We start from the raw sequence: 16,599 nt of genomic DNA, 5'->3' as shown, positions 1-16,599 counted from the left end.
GCTACGCGGTCAGCGCTTGGCGGGATCGATCGACAACGGCACCTCGCCCGGATGGAACGGCTGGTTCACGTACTGCTTGTACTTGTCCAGGAAGCGCACCGGCTGCTTGAGAGCGTCCCGGCGGAACGGATCGCCCAGTTCCTGGCTGACCATCATCTCCAGTACGGTGGTCTTGCCTTCGGACTGGGCCTTGCAGGCGGCCTGCAAGGCGGCGCCCACCTGGTCGGCGTGCTCCACCCGTATGCCTTCAGCGCCCATGGCCCGCGCCAGTTCGGCGAAGTTCGGGTTCAACAGATTGCTGCCGACGAAGCGGCGGCCATAGAAGTCCACCTGGTTCTTCTTTTCGGCGCCCCACTGGCCGTTGTGGAACACCACGGCCGTGACCGGTATCTTCTCGCGCACGCAGGTCAGCAGTTCCTGGAAGCTCATGCACCAGGCGCCGTCGCCGACGTAGGCCACGGCCGGCCGGTCGGGCCTGCCGAGCTTGGCGCCGATCAGCGCGGGCAAGGCGTAGCCGCAGTTGCCGAAGCTCATGGCGGCCAGCATGGAATTCGGCTCGTCGAAGCGCAGGTAGCTGTTGGACACCGAGCAGATATTGCCGATGTCGGTGGACACCATCACGTGCTTGGGCATGGCGCGTTCCAGCTCGCGCAGCATGCGGCGCGGATGCATGCGGCCGCCGCCGTGCTCGATGATGTCCAGGCTCCAGTCGTCGCGCTCATGCGACCAGCTGTCCAGTTCCGTTTCCCATTCGGCCTTCTGCGCCGCGATCTGCTCGCCGCGCCCCGCCTTGGTGGCGGCGCAAGCGACCTCGCGCCCTTGCAGCTTGGCGGCGAGCGCCGCCGCGGCCGGCTTGGCATCTCCGCAGATGCCGACCGACACCGGCCGCACCAGGCCCAGCATGCGGTGGTCGGCGTCCACCTGGATGATGCGCGCGCCCTGCGGCCAGTAGTCCAGCCCGTGCTGCGGCAAGGTGCCGAAGGGACCCAGACGCGTGCCCAGCGCCAGCACCACGTCGGCCTGCGACAGCAGCTTCATGCCGGCCTTGGCGCCCTGGTAGCCGAGCGGGCCGCACCACAGTGGATGGCTGGCCGGGAAGGCGTCGTTATGCAGGTAGCTGGTGACCACCGGCGCGCCCAGCAATTCGGCCAAGGCCACGCATTCGGCCTGGCCCTCCGAGAACAGCACGCCCCCGCCCGCCACGATGACGGGGAACTTGGCCTGCGCCAGCATCTGCGCTGCCGCCTCCAGATCCTCTTCCGAGCCCGGACCACGGCGGATGCGGCGCGGCTCGGGGATGGCCACGTCGATCTCGCCATAGAAGTAGTCGCGCGGAATGTTCAGCTGCGTGGGGCCGCGCTCGGCCAGCGCGTTGTCGAAGGCCTTGGCAGTGAACTCGGCCATGCGGTCGGGACGGTTCACGTGCGCCTGGTACTTGGTGATGCGCGAGAAAATGGGCAGCTGTTCGGTTTCCTGGAAGCCCCCCAGCCCCATGCCCGCAGTGCCGGTCTCGGGCGTGATCGCCACGACCGGGCTGTGCGCCCAATAGGCGGCCGCCACGCCGGTCACGAAATTGGTGATGCCCGGGCCGTTCTGCGCGATGCAGACGCCGTGGCGGCCGGTCACGCGCGAGTAGCCGTCGGCCATGTGCGCGGCGCCCTGTTCATGCACCGTGGGCACGAAGCGGATGCCCGCCGCCGGAAACAGGTCCAGCGCGTCCATGAAGGCCGAGCCGACGATGCCGAATACGTCCTTGACGCCCTGGGCGACCAGCGTTTCCACAAACGCTTCGCTGGGGGTCATGTGTTGCTTGCTGCTCATGGTCTCTCTCCTGGCAGGCCGGCGGTGTCGGATTGCATCTGGGCCGGCATGATCCGATACTGCAGCAGAAACCTCGCCGCTCACACCCCGCTGCGTTCCATTTTCTGCAAAATCCGTGCAAAGATGGGGGGCGAACCGCCGAATCTTCAATTATTGAAAGATGAAAGACGAATCCTCCGCAGCGCTGCGCGCGCTGACCCTGCTGGAACAGGTCGCCCGCTCGGGGCAACCGGTATCGTTGGCCGCGCTGACGGACGCCACCGGCCTGCCCAAGCCCTCGGTGCTGCGCATCCTGTCGCGCCTGGTCGACGCCGGCATGCTGCTGCGCGAACCCGCCGGCAAAAGCTACGTCAGCGGCCCGCGCCTGAGCGCGCTGGCGCGCGACACGCTGCTGAACTCGCCCCTGCGCGGCGAGCGCCACCGCATCCTGGACAGCCTGGTCGACGAGATCGGCGAAACCTGCAACTGCACCATGCTGGACGGCGACGAGGTCATCTACCTGGACCGCGTCGAAACCGCCTGGCCGCTGCGGGTGAACCTGCAATCAGGATCGCGCGTACCGCTGCATTGCTCGGCCAGCGGCAAGCTGTTCCTGGCGCATATGCGGCGCGAGGCGCGCCAGCGCCTGCTGGCCGCGGCGGCGCTGCCGCGCTACACGCCCAACACCCTGTGCGACGTGGCCGCGCTGGAGCAGGAACTGCGTACCATCAAGAGGGAAGGCGCCAGCTTCGACCGCGAGGAATTCCTGCTGGGGATCGTCTGCATGGCGGTGCCCATCCTGCATGGCACGCGCGCCATTGCCGCCGTGGCCTTGCACGCGCCAGTGGCGCGGCTGTCGATCGAAGGCGCGCGTGCCTGGCTGCCGCGCATGCAGGAGGCCGCCCGGGCCTTGGCCGGGACCTATGGGCCGGACGCCTGACCGCCGCCAGATCCCGCTGGCCGGCCCGTCCCGGGGCATGTCGGCAGGGACAAGTCCGGCCCGCCATATCCGGACCTTTGTTGCAGGCCCCATCGGCCGCAGGCATTACACTCTTGGGCGTATGCGGTTTGCGCAACCGCCCCTTTCTTTTGCCGCCAGGCCACCGCCGGGCAGAAAGCGACTATCTCTCCTATCGTGACCGACACCTCCTTTACCTCCCTGCCCCTCCTGCCCGCCCTGCTCGACAATCTGAAGAGCCTGGGTTTCGAGCAGATGACGCCCATCCAGGCGCAAAGCCTGCCGCTGATCCTGGAAGGCCGCGATCTCATCGCACAAGCCAAGACCGGCAGCGGCAAGACCGCGGCCTTCGGCCTGGGCGTGCTGCAGAAACTCGATCCCGCGCGCTTGACGCCGCAGGCGCTGCTGGTGTGCCCCACGCGCGAACTGGCCGACCAGGTCGCGCAGGAGCTGCGCCGGCTGGCGCGCCAGATCGCCAACATCAAGATCCTGACCCTGTGCGGCGGCGCCGCCGCCCGCCCCCAGGCCGAGTCGCTGGCGCGCGGCACCCATCTGGTGGTGGGCACGCCCGGCCGCATCCAGGACCACCTGGAACGCGGCAGCCTGGACCTGTCGGGTCTGAACACCCTGGTGCTGGACGAGGCCGACCGCATGGTCGACATGGGCTTCTATGACGATATCGTGGCCATCGCCTCGCACTGCCCGACCAAGCGCCAGACGCTGCTGTTCTCGGCGACCTATCCCGACAACATCCGCAAGCTCAGCGCCCGCTTCCTGCGCAATCCCGCCGAGGTCAAGGTCGAGGCGCAGCACGACGCCAGCCGCATCGAGCAGATCTTCTACGAAATCGATGAAAAGGACCGGCTCGACGCGGTGACGCGCCTGCTGGCGCATTTCCGTCCGGAATCCACGCTGGCCTTCTGCAACACCAAGATCCGCAGCCACGACCTGGTCGAACGCCTGCAAGCCGAGGGCATCAGCGCCCAGGCGCTCAACGGCGACCTGGAGCAGCGCGAGCGCGACGAGATCCTGATCCAGTTCGCCAACCGCAGCTGCGCCGTGCTGGTGGCCACCGACGTGGCCGCGCGCGGCCTGGACATCCAGAACCTGGGCGCCGTCATCAACGTCGACGTCACCAAGGACACCGAGGTCCACGTGCACCGCATCGGCCGCAGCGGCCGCGGCGAACAGAAGGGCCTGGCGCTGAGCCTGTGCTCGCCCGAGGAAATGCGCTGGGCCAACCTGATCGAGCAATATCAGGGCGCGCCGCTGGTGTGGGGCGACATCAAGACGCTGCGGCCCAAGGCGGACCGCCCCTTGCGCGCGCCCATGATCACCCTGTGCATCCAGGGCGGCAAGAAGGACAAGCTGCGTCCGGGCGACCTGCTGGGCGCCCTGACCGGCGACGGCGGCCTGACGTTCGAGCAGGTCGGCAAGATCAACATCACCGAGTTCAACTCCTACGTGGCGCTGGACCGCCAGATCGCCAAACAGGCGTTCTCGCGCCTGTCTAACAGCAATATCAAGGGTCGGCGCTTCCGCATGCGCTATCTGGAAGAGTTCTGAGTGTCGTCAGGCGACAAAAACTTGATGATTTCGCTCGGGTTTTGCAATAATGGCGCGGCCTGCCCTGGCGGCCGCCCTGCCCGCGATCATCGGGGCGCGGAACCAACGGCTCGCAACCTGTTCCAACGGCCGCGGTCCCCTTTCAACCAATAGAAGAGAAACTCACCATGATCAAATCCGACGACACCGGCAAGCTGATCCTGCGCCTGACCCTCGGTATTCTGATTCTGCTGCATGGCCTGTTCAAACTGACCGGCGGCGGCGTCGGCGGCATCAGCGGGATGCTGTCCTCGCACGGCTTGCCTGGTTTCCTCGCCTATGGCGCCTACGTCGGCGAAATCCTCGCCCCTGTCCTACTCATCGTCGGCATCTACACCCGCCTGGGCGGCCTGCTGATCGCCATCAACATGCTGGTCGCGATCCTGCTGGCCCACTCCGGCCAGATCAGCAGCCTGACCAACAACGGCGGCTGGGCGCTGGAACTGCAAGGCATGTTCCTGTTCACCGCGCTGGCCATCGCCTTCATGGGCGCAGGCCGCTTCAGCCTCGCCGGCAACGGCGGCCGCTGGAACTGATAGCCGTAACACGGCGATACGCGCTACACAGGGGTCGCCGAGGCGGCCCCTCTTCATTTGCGCGGACATTGATACGAACGACATCGACGGTCACGCAGCCGCAAACATCCGTCACCGGAAAGCTGTTTCGGAACGATTACAGGGCAGAACCCCGGGGCCCGCCCTGTGGCCTAATCCTGACGAGCGCAACAAAGGCGTGAGCCACGCCAGGCGCTCGGCAGGAGTCGCAAATGAAGAAGAGTCTGTTGCTGATGCTGGCCATGTCCAGCGCCTTGACTGGATGCGTGGTCGTGCCCGCCAGGCCGGCGTACTACCGCCCGGCGCCGGTGTACTACACGCCGCATTATTACTACCCGGCATATCCAGCCCCTCATTACTACTATCGTGGCTATTGATCCGCGCGCCCGTTGCGCAAAGGAAAAGACCATGAACATCTACTCCCGGATCCTCCGCCCGCGCCCCCTGGCCGCGGCCGTTCTGCTGGCCGCCTGTGCCAGCGCCACGGCGCAGACCTATGCGCCGCCGCCCGCGCCCGCCGCGCCCGTCTATGACGATGGCGATCCGGCCAACGCCAACCTGGCGCTGGTGGACCGCAGTCCGGAACCGCCGCCTGCGCTGCCCGTGTATGTGCAGCCGGCCGCGCCCGCAGACGGCTATATGTGGGTACCCGGCTACTGGAGCCGCAATCGCTACGGCTTCTTCTGGGTCCCCGGCGCGTGGGTGCTGGCGCCCTATCCCGGCGCCCTCTGGACACCGGGATACTGGGGCTTCGTGAACGGCGTGTACCTGTGGAACGCGGGCTACTGGGGCCCCCACGTGGGCTTCTATGGCGGCATCAACTACGGCTTCGGCTACACCGGCCTGGGCTACGTGGGCGGCTACTGGAAACGCGACCGCTTCTACTACAACCGCTCCGTCACGAACGTGAACATCACGCGCGTGACCAACGTCTACAACCACACAGTGGTCGTGAACAACGTCGACAACCGCCGCGTCAGCTACCACGGCGGCCCGTCGGGCATCCGGCGCGACGCGGACCCGCGCGAACTCGCCGCGCGCAAGGACCGGCATTCCCAGCAGACCGATATGCAGCGCGGCTATGTGCGCGATGCCGGGAACAACCGGGCGCAGTTCTATGACCACAACAAGGGTCGTCCGCCCCAGGCGTACGTGGACCATCAATCCAACGGCAGGCCGCCTGAAGGCCAGCGTCCGGGGAATGGACGCGACGGCCGGGACAACAACGGGCGCGACAACCGTGGCGGCGGCGACCGCAGCCCGGATCGCGGGGATATGCAGCGCGGACGCGATATGACGCCCGGGCAGCAAGGCCGCCCACAGCCGCCGCAGGCACAACAGGTGCGCGAGCAACAGCAACGCGATCAACAGGCTCAGCAGACGCGTCAGCAACAGCAGCGTGATCAACAAGCTCAGCAGCAGGCGCGTCAGCAACAGCAGCGTGATCAACAGGCCCAGCAGCAGGCGCGTCAGCAACAGCAGCGTGATCAACAGACACAGCAGCAGGCGCGTCAGCAACAGCAACGCGATCAACAGGCACAGCAGCAAGCGCGCCAGCAACAGCAGCGCGACCAGCAGGCACAGCAGCAGGCGCGTCAGCAACAGCAGCGCGACCAGCAGGCACAGCAGCAGGCGCGTCAGCAACAGCAGCGCGACCAGCCGCGCGGGGATGGAAACGGCAATGGCCGCGGCGGGCCCGGGCGTGACTAGCCCCGGCCGCGGCCGCCAGGCCGCGCGCTGGACCCTCGCCGCTCACAGGGCTACAGTAGGCCTGTTGCCGCCCGGCCCCTGAAACTCTGGAGATTCCGATGAAGCGCATTGCCCCCTGGTTACTGCTCTGCGGCCTGCTGGCCGGCCCTACGGCCCAGGCCGCGCTGGACGTGGGCGCCCCTGCGCCGGAATTCAGCACCGAGGCTTCGCTGGGCGGCAAGGTCTATACGTTCTCGTTGAGCGAGGCGCTCAAGCAAGGTCCGGTGGTCCTGTATTTCTTTCCCGCCGCATTCACCCAGGGCTGCACGATAGAAGCGCACAACTTCGCCGAAGCCACGGACGAATACAAGTCCCTGGGCGCCACCGTCATCGGCGTGTCGACCGACAACATTGATACGCTGAACAAGTTCTCGGTCAGCGAGTGCCGCGGCAAATTCGCGGTGGCGGCCGACGGCGACGGCAAGATCATGAAGGCCTACGACGCCGTCCACGACAAGCGCCCGGAATACGCGCAACGCATCTCCTACGTGATCTCGCCGCAAGGCAAGATCCTGTACGAATACACCGACATGAATCCGGATTCCCACGTGGCCAACACCATGCGCGCCCTGCGCGACTGGAAGGCCAGGCAGTAGGCGGCGCCGGCAGGCAGCGCGGCGCCAAGGCATACGCCGGGACCAGCCTGGCCAGAGCCTACGTGACTGTCTTGGCCGTCATGGCTGCGGCGGGGTGATGGCGCGTGACGCGAATTTCACGCGGACGGTCTTGCCCGGATCCGCCGCCACTGTCCTGGCGGTCAGCACCGCAGTACCGGCGGAAGTAGGCGCGCGCAGTTGAACCGTGACCATACCGCGAGCATTGGTGCTGCTGGTGGCCGCGGCCAGGGTGCCGCGGTTGGTCGTCCAGTTGACGATGATGCCCGCATCCTCCAGATTGCCGTTGGCATCCTTCACGGTCGCAATGAGGGTCACGGTATCAGTCCCGTTGGCCCGCCCGGAGTTCTTGCTGGCGGTCAGGGAGGCAACCCCGGGGGATAGCGGGTCGGCCGTCAGCGTCACGCTAACGGTCGCGCCCGAATCCCCCGCTCCCGCCGTGGCGGTCACCGAGGCCAGGCCGGCGACGGTCCCTGCCGTCAGCACGGCCGTGGCTGCGCCGTTGGCGTTGGTTTTGCTGGTAGCACCATCCAGGGTGCCGAGGTCGGAACTCCAATTGACGACGAGGCCCTCGCCCCAAGGATTGCCATTGCCGTCCTGCACCATCGCCGTGAAGATCACGGAGTCGCGGCCATTGGCCACGATGCGGGTCTTGCTGGTGGCAGCACTGCCGACGCGAGGAGAGGATGGGCTGTGTTTGAAAGTCACCACGGCGAAACTGTTGTTCTCATCCTTGGCTCCCGCCTTGGCGCTCACCGACACCTCGCCCGCCACGGTCGGCGCGGTCAGCACGATGCGGGCTGCGCCGGCGGCATCGGTCATGCTCGTGGGCGCGGCCAAGGTACCTCCCGTCGTCGTCCAGTGCACGGTGATGCCGGCGCCCACCGGGTCGTTAAACTGGTTGCGCACGACAGCCGTGAAGATAGTGGTGCCGATGCCGTCGGCCACGCCCGTATTCTTGTTGGCGTTCAAGATATTGACGTAATCCCGGGACGGGTCCGCCACGTAGTTCATGACTAGGGTCTTGCCCGGATCCCCCGCTACGGCCTGGGCCTTCACCAAGACTGCGCCGGCCGAGAAATGCGTTACGGTGTTGGTAGCCGTTCCGTCCTGAGAAGTCGTGCTGGTAGCCTGATCGAAAGTGGCGGCGTCGCTGCTCCAAGTGATGGTGACACCCGCGCCGACAGGATTGCCATAGGCGTCTTGCACGGTCGCTCTCAGATTGACCCAAACGCCAGCCGGAAAGGTGGTGCTGGTGCTGCGCAAGGGAAGGAGCGAAACCACGCGGGCGGTGGACACATCGGCCGTGAAGGTGACGGAGGCGGTCTTGCCGGCATCCCCGCTTGCCGCCTTGGCAAGGATGGACGCCACGCCGGCCGCCGTCGGCGCGGTCAGCACGATCGTGGCCTGGCTGCTGGCGTTGGTCACGCTGGTCGCGCCCGCGAGGGCACCCATGGTGGCGCCCCAGTTGACCGCGACGCCCGCGCCCACCGGATTGCCCCCCGCGTCCGTAACCGTGGCCGTGAACGTCACGGTATCCCTGCCGTTGGCCACGCCGGTGGTCTTGCTCGGGCTGAGTTCGATGACGTGCGCGCTGGACGTGTCGACGGTGAAGGCGATGGCGGCGGTCTTGCCAGGATCGCTGCCCAGGCTCCTCCCCTGCCGGACAGGCGCGCACTTGGCGGTGACGGTCGCCTGACCAATCATGGTCGGCGCCGTCAGGACGACCGTAGCCTGGCTGCTGGCGTTGGTGACGCTGGCGGCGGCAATGGTGCCCCGGTCGGTGGTCCAATTGACGGCGACGCCCGCCCCTACCGGACTGCCGCGGCCATCATCGACTGTGGCCGTGAGCGTGACGGTGTCGGTGCCATTGGCCAATCCGCTGGTCTTGCTTGGCGTCAGGACGGCCACGCGCGCCCTCAGCACGTCGGCCGCGAAGACAGCCGAGGCCGTCTTGCCAGCATCGCCATCCGCAGCCTTGGCAGTAATGGTCGCCATGCCGGGGACGATGGGCGCGGTCAGCAGCACCGTTGCCTGACTATTGACGTTGGTGACGCTGGCGGAGGCGATGACACCCAGATTGGCGGTCCAATTGACGGTGACGCCGGCGCCGACCGGATTACCACGGCCATCTTCAACCGTGGCCGTGAAAACCAGGGCATCCGTGCCATTGGCCACGCCACTGGTCTCGCTGGGCGCAAGCAGGACCACACGGGCGCTTGAGGGATCCACCACGAAGGCGATCGCAGCAGCCTTGCCCGCATCGCCGCTTGCGCCCCTGGCGCTGACGGCCGCCACGCCCGCCACGGTGGGCGCTGTCAGCACGATCATGGCCTGGCTGTTTGCATCGGTGCTGCTGGAGGCCGCGCTCAGTGTGCCGAGGCTGGCGCCCCAATTGACGGCGATGCCCGCGCCCACCGGATTGCCCCGGCCGTCGGCAACGGTGGCTGTGAGAGTCACGGTGTCAATACCGTTGGCCAGGGCTGTGGTCTTGGCGGACGTGAGCAGCACGACCTTCGCATCGGATGCGTCGAGCAGGAAATCCACGGACCTCGTCTTCCCCGGATCATCGACCCCAGCCTTGGCGGTGATGTCCGAGGTGCCCGGAACGGTGGCGGAAAGCAGTTCCGCCACCGCCACGCCGCTCGCATCGGTATTGCTGCTGCCGCTGGAAAGCCGGCCGCCGGTGGCCGTCCAATTGACCGCCACCCCCGCGCCTACCGCGTTGCCCTTGCCATCCTTGACTGTCGCCGCCAGCACGGTCTTGTCCCGGCCGTTTGCAAGGATGGACGCTGGAGTCACATCGAGCTGCGCGACGTTCGCCGAACTTGGCGCTGCAAGGAATTCGGCCTCGCTGCGGCCCTTGAAGCCTTGAGCTTCCGTTGCCTCGACTTCGACCATGGCGGCGACCTGGCTGCTGACCATGACGAACGCCAGTCCGTCCGCATCGGTCCGGTCCGAAGATTCCTTGATGGCGCCGGGCCCGCGCAAGGTCCATGCAATGGCGCGTCCGCCCATGGGTTCCGCCTGGACGCCGCGGACCTGGGCCGTAAACCTGACGCTGTCCATGCCGTCGGCCAGGGCCACGGCTTTCGAGCGCGCGACGCTGAGGCTGAGCGGATTGACGCTTACCTCCATGACGTTCGAACTGATTTTCCGTCCGTGCGCATCGATGGCCGTTGCCGTCAGGCGATAGGTGTTGACGCCGCCGATGTTGTAGGCAGGCAGCGTCATCGCCCCTGACGCGCCGCCGCCATAGGGCATGGTAAAAGCCGCCGCCGAACCGGACCATTCGACCGTGGGTGCCTCCCCGGCCCCCACGATGGTCACCGGAAAACTGAGCACCGTCTGCGGATAGCCTCTGGTGGCCGCTGGCAGCTGGATCGTCAGCGGGGCGTTTTTCTTGTATTCCAGGACGATTTCGTTATTGCGCTCGACCAAGTCCATGTGCATGCCAGCCAATTGGCGGCTGCTCGCGACGCCGCCCGGCTCCAGCTGCTTGGCCAAGGGCACGCCTATCGCGTACTTCACGCCCAGCTTGAAGCTCGTGTCGGACTTTCCGCCCTGCCCCATGCGATGGTCCAATCCCAAGGTGACGGCCGGCGCCGGCGTATACGACACGCCCAGGGTCCAGGCACGGGGATTCTTCTGCCGGTTGCTGGCGCCGAACAGGCCGACATCATCGCCGTAGTACTTCTCGAACATCAGCTTGCCGCCCAACTGCGGATACCAAGGCAAATAGCCTTCGGTCCTGATATCCCAACCGCTGGCCGGGCGTTCCTGGTAGCCGCGCTCATCGGGCGAACGCTTCCAGTCGCTCAGGCGGAAGTAGCCGTTCAGGCTGAGCTTGAGATAATCCGCCCACCATTCACCGCCCAGGCCCAGCCGCCGATGGCCGCGCGAAACGTCCTGATCCAGGAAGGCGTTGCCGCCCACCATGAAGCCGTCGGCGAAATGGCGGTATCCCAGGCCAAGGTTGACCGTGGTCCGATAGGACTCTTGCAGCAGGTTGGTCCGGCGCGCGCCGAACTGCGAAAAAATCAGACCGGTCCCGGCATCGTGTAGCGGGAACAGCATGTCCAGGGCGCCCCCATGGAAGCTGCCCAGCAGGTCCAGCCTGGCGGTGCCGAACTGGCCCAGCCAGCTTTCGGCCGCCCGCTTTGCTACGCCGGTGGCCTTGCCGCTGGCCAGCGATCTGGCGTCGGCACTCGCCATTTGATTGGGATTGGCCGGCAAGGGACGGCCTTCCAGATCGGGCGCGGGATCCAGCGTGCCCGCGGCCCGGCTCCGCGCCTGCGCGGCATCCGGGTCCGGCGTTTCGCCGGCGGCTTCGGCCCTGGCCGTCATGGGTGGAGCGTTGCGTTCGGAACTGGGTAGCGGCTTGCGCAGCTCGCCGGCTAGCGGCGCTGCGCATCCCTGGAACAGCAGGAAAACCGAAAGCGCGATGCAAAACGCCCTTCTGGCTTGGCCTGCAGCCGATCTCCGCCAAGCAAATGACTTGGTTGGTTTCAGCATCGTCATGACCTTGTCTCAAAGAATCCCGCGGGCCGGGGTGCGCCGGCCGGACAAAGTCGCCAAGCTACTGAATGGCGGCATCGGCGAATCCGTTCTGGTTCAGATCCAGGACGGAATTACATGCGCGCTCGCAGCGAGCCTTGCCCGAGGGATTCGTATAGTTATTTAAAAAATGACAAAATATGACGACATGCTATTTATATGACTGTTGATATCAATATGTAATTTATTGAATCGCCAACAGAAAACCTGAATACCAGATCAATCCGCGTACAACGGAAGCCAGACAGGACTGGCGGGGAAAACGCGATGGAGGCGGTTCAGGCGTGGCTGAACGCTGGAAACGCGGGCCGTGTCGAACAGACAACGCCCAGCGGGCCGTGTTGCGGCGCTTGGATCAAAGTGGGACGGAACCGCAGAAACATCCACGGTCCGAAGAGGCCGCCCGCCCCCGGGGCAAGCGCCTCATGGCGCGCTGACGCGCGCCCGTGGCCCTAGTTGAACGGCCAGACCGGGGGATGGGTGCCCGGCGGGCTGGATGGACGCGTCCACCGGGCCGGGGTTTCCGAAAACTGCGCGGCGTGGCGCAATGCCACCAGCTCACCGAAACCGGAGGGCTCGGTTTCCAGCAAGCCTTCGAAGCCCGGCATCGGACAGGCCAGGCCGCCCTCGACCCGGCCCAGGCCGCGCAGCCAATGCGCGGTTTGCGCCAGCGACACGCGCACATGCCAGCTGCCGCCTTCGGTCGCCTGCCGCGCCAGCGCGACCTGCGCGCCGAAGGCCATCAGGTAGCCCGAGACGTGATCCAGGATCTGCAAGGGCATGGGCTTGGGCTCGTCCTGGCCCGCAGCCTGCGCCTCGGCATGATTGAAGCCGGTGGCGGTCTGCACCAAGGAATCGAAACCGCGGCGACCGGCCCAGGGACCTTTGTCGCCATAGGCCGACAGCGACACGTAGACAATGCCAGGGCGGATGCGCGCCGCGTCCTGCGGGCCGAAGCCCAGCGCGGCCATGGCGCCGGGGCGGTAGCCCTGTACAAACACGTGCGCACTGCGCAACAGGTTGCCCAGCGCGATGCGACCGTCGGCCGTGTCCAGGTCAGCCTGCACGGACAGCTTGCCGCGGCTGGTGTCGATGATGTTGTCGATGTTGGGCAGGTGCGGCGAGTTCAGCAGCATCACGTCGGCGCCGTACGCGGCCAGCGCCCGTCCGCATACGGGACCGGCGATGATGCGGGTCAGGTCCAGCACGCGGATGTCCTTGAGCGGCCGGGCGCCATTGCCGTACTTGGGCAAGGGCCGAGGATCGGCCTCGCCGATGCGCTCGATGGTCAGCAAGGGTTGCGCGGCCACCGCCGTGGCTTGCGGATGGCGGTCCCATTCGTCGAAGCTGCGCATGGCCGCCACCGGCAAGCCCGCATCGGCAGCCACCTGTTCGAAGTCCAGGGCCTTCCAACGGCTCAGGGCGCGCTCCACCGTTGCGCGGGAGGTGTCTTCACCGACAGGACAGCCCAAAAGCGCCAGGGCGCCATCGCGGTGATGGGCGAAATTGGCGTGTATGCGGACCCAGCCGCCGTCGCCGCAGCGGTACAGGCCGGTGATGGGGTCCCAGGGATTGGGGGTAACGCCGTTGATGGTGTAGTGGCTGCGGCACTCCTGCGCCGCATGCAGCATGTCGACGCCGACTTGCTGCCTGGCGCCGCCGCGCAAATTCCAGATTTCGGCCGCGGCCAGCGCGGCCGCAGCCATGCTGGTCTGCGCCGCCGTGCCAACGGCGAAAGACGAGGGAAGTACCGGGTCGGCGCCAGTCAACACCACGTGGTCCAGCGATTCATCGGGCAGATCCACCGAGCGCCAGAGCTTTTGCAAAACGTCGCGGGACGCATTGCCTGCGGGTGTGCGGCCCCTCAGAAAAGACGGGCGTAGGTCCATCAGATTTCCCATAGCGTTCATCTTGCTCTAGTCGTTTATTTGAATTACATGGCGGGGCCCAGGCCGCGTCAATATGCCCGACGCGCCAGCGTGTTTCATGGTTTGACCGCAAAGCGCCCCGATTGGGCCGCGCCGCGCGAATTCCCCTGCGAGGCCCGCTGCGCGGGCCTGTGCAGGCAAGGACACATCTACTCGTAGTTTTTACATCGTCTTCCAAGCCCGCGCCGTCCGTGCGCCCGCGCAGCGGACGCAATATAGAATGCCAGCCTCGCCGCCCCCTGCCCTGGACCGCCCATGAACACGTTGCTCTGGCTGCGCACCGACCTGCGCGCGCACGACAATCCCGCCCTGGCTGCGGCTGCCGAAGCCGGCACGGTCACCGCCCTGTTTCTGGCCGCGCCTGGCCAATGGCGGCTGCACGGCGACGCCCCGGCCAAGGTCGATTTCTGGCTGCGCAATCTGCGCGAACTATCGCGGGAACTCGGCCGCCTGGGTATTCCGCTGCGGCTGTTGAGCGTGCCTGACTGGAGCAACGCGCCGGACGCGCTGGCCGATTTCTGCCGCAGCCACGCCATCGGCCAGGTCCACGCCAATGCCGAATGGGCCGTCAACGAACGCCGCCGCGATGCCGCGGTCGCCGCCCGCCTGCAGGCCCTGGGCGTGGACTGGACGCTGCATCATGGCGCCTCGCTGCTGCGGCCCGGCACCGTGCTGACCGGCAAGGGCGAGTGCTACCGCGTCTATACGCCGTACGCGCGGGCCTGCCGCGAACGCCTGCGCACGGCGCCGCTGCGGGCACTGCCCGCGCCACGCGCCCAGACGCCGCCGCCATGGCCGGCGGACCCGCTGCCCGCGGCTTTCGAGGGTTTCGAGGCGCCCGCCGACCCCGTGCGCGCGCTGTGGCCCGCTGGCGAGGACGCGGCCAGCGAACGGCTCGAAGCCTTTGCCGATGGCGTCATCGATGCCTACCAGGAGCAACGCGACTTTCCCTCGCTGCCCGCCACCAGTTGCCTGTCGCCCTATCTGGCGGCGGGCGTGCTGTCGCCGGGCCAGGCCTTGCGCGCGGCGCTGGCCGCCAATCACGGCGAGGTGGACGGCGGCAAGCGCGGCGCGGCCACCTGGATCAACGAACTGCTGTGGCGCGAGTTCTACCAGCATCTGCTGGCCGCCCACCCCAGCCTGTCGATGCACCAGCCCATGAAGCCGGAGACCGTCGCCGTGCCCTGGCGCGACGCGCCGGACGACCTGCGCGCCTGGCAGCAAGGCCAGACCGGCATTCCCATCGTCGACGCCGCGATGCGGCAATTGCTGGCGCTGGGCTGGATGCACAACCGCCTGCGCATGGTGACGGCCATGTTCCTGTCCAAGAACCTGCTGATCGACTGGCGGCTGGGGGAAGCCTGGTTCATGGCGCAGCTGGTGGACGGCGACCTCGCCGCCAACAACGGCGGCTGGCAATGGAGCGCGTCCACGGGCGCGGACGCGGTGCCCTACTTCCGCATCTTCAATCCGCTGTCGCAGTCGCGCAAATTCGACCCCGACGGCGTGTTCCTGCGCGAATGGCTGCCGGAACTGGCGCATCTGGACAGCCGCGCCATCCACGATCCCAGTCCGATGGAGCGCGCGCAGGCCGGCTATCCGCTGGCCATCGTCGATCTGGCCCAGAGCCGGTTGCGCGCGCTGGAGGCGTTTGGCGGATTGCCCCCCGCCTGAGGCGCTCCGCCTTAGGCGCCCGGCCGCGGCGGCACGCGGGAACGGCTTGGGCGCCGCTTGACCTAGGTCAACGCCGATTCCTGCCGCGTCCCGGATGATCGGTCTGCGACTCCCCGCCAACGCCGATCGCAGGACGACACAGCATGCGCGACCATCCGCAGGTCCACGACCAGGAATACACGCTGCACGACGAGCAGTGCCTCATCACGCGCACCGACGCGCGCGGCCGCATCATCTATGCCAACCCCGCGTTCCTGGAGGTCAGCGGCTACACGCAAGCGGACCTGATGGGCAAAGGCCATGACACCATGCGCCATCCCGACATGCCGCTGGCCGCCTACGACGACCTGTGGCGCACCATACAACGCGGTAAGTCCTGGACGGGCGTGATCAAGAACCGGCGCAAGCATGGCGGCCACTATTGGTCGCTGGCCAGCATCACTCCCGTGGTGGAACGGGGTGTGACCGTCTGCTATGCCTGCGTGCGCGTCAAGCCGACGCGCGCCCAGATCGAGACCGCCGACAGCGCCTACCGGCGCCTGCGCACCGGCATTACCGGCGGCTTGCGGCTGAGCGCGGGGCGGATTCTTCCGGGAGGCCTGCTGGCGCGCCTGCGCCACTGGCCGGCGGCCGGCATACGCACTCGCATGCTGGCTTGGGCTGGGCTGTCGTCCGCGTTGTTCCTGGCCGCAGGCGGCTTCGCGCTGCATGGCTTGGCGGCCAACCTGGACGCCGAGCAACTGGCCCTGGCGGCCGCCGTGCTGGCCGGCGGCGCCAGCCTGATCTTCGCATCGGGCTGGGCCTACGCCCGCACGCTTTCCGGCCTGTTGGCCACCGCCACCGACTTCACGCGGCAGATCGCCGCCGGCAATCTGGGCACGCCGCTGGCGCCCGGCAATCCCGATGATGAAACCGGCGCGCTGCGGTTTTCGCTGGAGGCCACGCGCAGGAACCTGGTCGGCCTGGCCCGCGATGTGCACAGCGGCATTGCGGACGCGCCGGAAACGGCGGCGGAGCGCGGCCTGCAGCCCGCCGGGACCGAGGATCTGCGCCACGCCATCGAAGTATTCCGACTCGCGCGCACCCAGCCGCTGCCCGCGCGTCAGGCCACCTAGGCCTGTTGCGGGAATGGCCCCGCGCAACGTTTGCCGCGCCGTGCG

12 protein-coding genes are annotated in these 16,599 nt (G+C 67.2%); 9 read left to right on the top strand and 3 right to left on the bottom strand.

Features of this window, described 5'->3' with window-relative positions:
• Positions 1-9 precede the first annotated feature (9 nt).
• Entirely contained in the window at positions 10-1,821 is a 1,812-nt protein-coding gene (xsc, locus tag AC6LKD_RS17555) for a sulfoacetaldehyde acetyltransferase (protein ID WP_207467577.1), read from the bottom strand.
• A 160-nt stretch (positions 1,822-1,981) separates the two neighbouring features.
• Between xsc and AC6LKD_RS17550 the strand changes: the two genes are divergently transcribed.
• The 6 genes from AC6LKD_RS17550 (at position 1,982) to AC6LKD_RS17525 (ending at position 7,262) form a co-directional block, all read left to right on the top strand.
• On the top strand, positions 1,982-2,740 hold the full coding sequence (locus AC6LKD_RS17550; RefSeq protein ID WP_207467574.1) for an IclR family transcriptional regulator: 759 nt from the start codon (positions 1,982-1,984) through the stop codon (positions 2,738-2,740).
• Between the two features lie 195 nt (positions 2,741-2,935).
• A complete protein-coding gene (dbpA, locus tag AC6LKD_RS17545) occupies positions 2,936-4,324 on the top strand; it encodes an ATP-dependent RNA helicase DbpA (protein WP_207467572.1) in 1,389 nt (462 codons plus the stop codon).
• Between the two features lie 167 nt (positions 4,325-4,491).
• Positions 4,492-4,899, top strand: coding sequence for a DoxX family protein (locus tag AC6LKD_RS17540; RefSeq protein ID WP_492276863.1), 408 nt, complete (start codon positions 4,492-4,494; stop codon positions 4,897-4,899).
• 230 nt (positions 4,900-5,129) lie between these two features.
• Positions 5,130-5,294 (top strand): hypothetical protein, encoded by a 165-nt coding sequence (locus AC6LKD_RS17535; RefSeq protein WP_013393510.1) that lies wholly within the window; start codon positions 5,130-5,132, stop codon positions 5,292-5,294.
• A 31-nt stretch (positions 5,295-5,325) separates the two neighbouring features.
• Positions 5,326-6,627, top strand: coding sequence for an adenylate cyclase (locus AC6LKD_RS17530; protein ID WP_498116950.1), 1,302 nt, complete (start codon positions 5,326-5,328; stop codon positions 6,625-6,627).
• 98 nt (positions 6,628-6,725) lie between these two features.
• Entirely contained in the window at positions 6,726-7,262 is a 537-nt protein-coding gene (locus AC6LKD_RS17525; protein ID WP_013393508.1) for a peroxiredoxin, read from the top strand.
• Between the two features lie 78 nt (positions 7,263-7,340).
• On the opposite strand, the gene AC6LKD_RS17520 is transcribed toward AC6LKD_RS17525, so the two are convergent.
• Complete coding sequence (locus AC6LKD_RS17520; RefSeq protein WP_498116949.1) at positions 7,341-11,627, bottom strand: Ig-like domain-containing protein; 4,287 nt, start codon at positions 11,625-11,627, stop codon at positions 7,341-7,343.
• Positions 11,628-11,724: 97 nt separating this feature from the next.
• Here AC6LKD_RS17520 and AC6LKD_RS17515 point away from each other — a divergent pair, with 97 nt between their 5' ends.
• Entirely contained in the window at positions 11,725-11,964 is a 240-nt protein-coding gene (locus tag AC6LKD_RS17515; RefSeq protein WP_498116948.1) for a hypothetical protein, read from the top strand.
• Positions 11,965-12,289: 325 nt separating this feature from the next.
• Here AC6LKD_RS17515 and AC6LKD_RS17510 read toward each other — a convergent pair whose 3' ends face one another.
• The gene (locus AC6LKD_RS17510) at positions 12,290-13,738 is read right to left on the bottom strand and encodes a CoA transferase (RefSeq protein ID WP_041653478.1); all 1,449 of its coding nucleotides are present in this window, start codon (positions 13,736-13,738) and stop codon (positions 12,290-12,292) included.
• Between the two features lie 282 nt (positions 13,739-14,020).
• Between AC6LKD_RS17510 and phrB the strand changes: the two genes are divergently transcribed.
• Together phrB and AC6LKD_RS17500 are read left to right on the top strand one after the other, a co-directional pair.
• The gene (phrB, locus tag AC6LKD_RS17505; protein ID WP_498116947.1) at positions 14,021-15,439 is read left to right on the top strand and encodes a deoxyribodipyrimidine photo-lyase; all 1,419 of its coding nucleotides are present in this window, start codon (positions 14,021-14,023) and stop codon (positions 15,437-15,439) included.
• A 143-nt stretch (positions 15,440-15,582) separates the two neighbouring features.
• Positions 15,583-16,554: a PAS domain-containing protein gene (locus AC6LKD_RS17500; RefSeq protein WP_498116946.1), complete on the top strand. Its 972-nt coding sequence runs from the start codon at positions 15,583-15,585 to the stop codon at positions 16,552-16,554.
• Positions 16,555-16,599 lie beyond the last annotated feature (45 nt).

It is taken from the genome of Achromobacter sp. D7-1 (genome assembly GCF_059760445.1).
The sequence above is the reverse complement of the archived record's forward strand: the minus strand, read 5'-3'. Positions and strand labels throughout refer to the sequence as shown.

Excerpts from the sequence above, each read along its gene's own strand:
- xsc (WP_207467577.1), bottom strand. The coding sequence starts at position 1,821 with ATGAGCAGCAAGCAACACATGACCCCCAGCGAAGCGTTTGTGGAAACG.
- AC6LKD_RS17550 (WP_207467574.1), top strand. The coding sequence starts at position 1,982 with ATGAAAGACGAATCCTCCGCAGCGCTGCGCGCGCTGACCCTGCTGGAA.
- AC6LKD_RS17540 (WP_492276863.1), top strand. The coding sequence starts at position 4,492 with ATGATCAAATCCGACGACACCGGCAAGCTGATCCTGCGCCTGACCCTC.
- AC6LKD_RS17535 (WP_013393510.1), top strand. The coding sequence starts at position 5,130 with ATGAAGAAGAGTCTGTTGCTGATGCTGGCCATGTCCAGCGCCTTGACT.
- AC6LKD_RS17530 (WP_498116950.1), top strand. The coding sequence starts at position 5,326 with ATGAACATCTACTCCCGGATCCTCCGCCCGCGCCCCCTGGCCGCGGCC.
- AC6LKD_RS17525 (WP_013393508.1), top strand. The coding sequence starts at position 6,726 with ATGAAGCGCATTGCCCCCTGGTTACTGCTCTGCGGCCTGCTGGCCGGC.
- AC6LKD_RS17520 (WP_498116949.1), bottom strand. The coding sequence starts at position 11,627 with ATGACGGCCAGGGCCGAAGCCGCCGGCGAAACGCCGGACCCGGATGCC.
- AC6LKD_RS17515 (WP_498116948.1), top strand. The coding sequence starts at position 11,725 with ATGCAAAACGCCCTTCTGGCTTGGCCTGCAGCCGATCTCCGCCAAGCA.
- AC6LKD_RS17510 (WP_041653478.1), bottom strand. The coding sequence starts at position 13,738 with ATGGGAAATCTGATGGACCTACGCCCGTCTTTTCTGAGGGGCCGCACA.
- phrB (WP_498116947.1), top strand. The coding sequence starts at position 14,021 with ATGAACACGTTGCTCTGGCTGCGCACCGACCTGCGCGCGCACGACAAT.
- AC6LKD_RS17500 (WP_498116946.1), top strand. The coding sequence starts at position 15,583 with ATGCGCGACCATCCGCAGGTCCACGACCAGGAATACACGCTGCACGAC.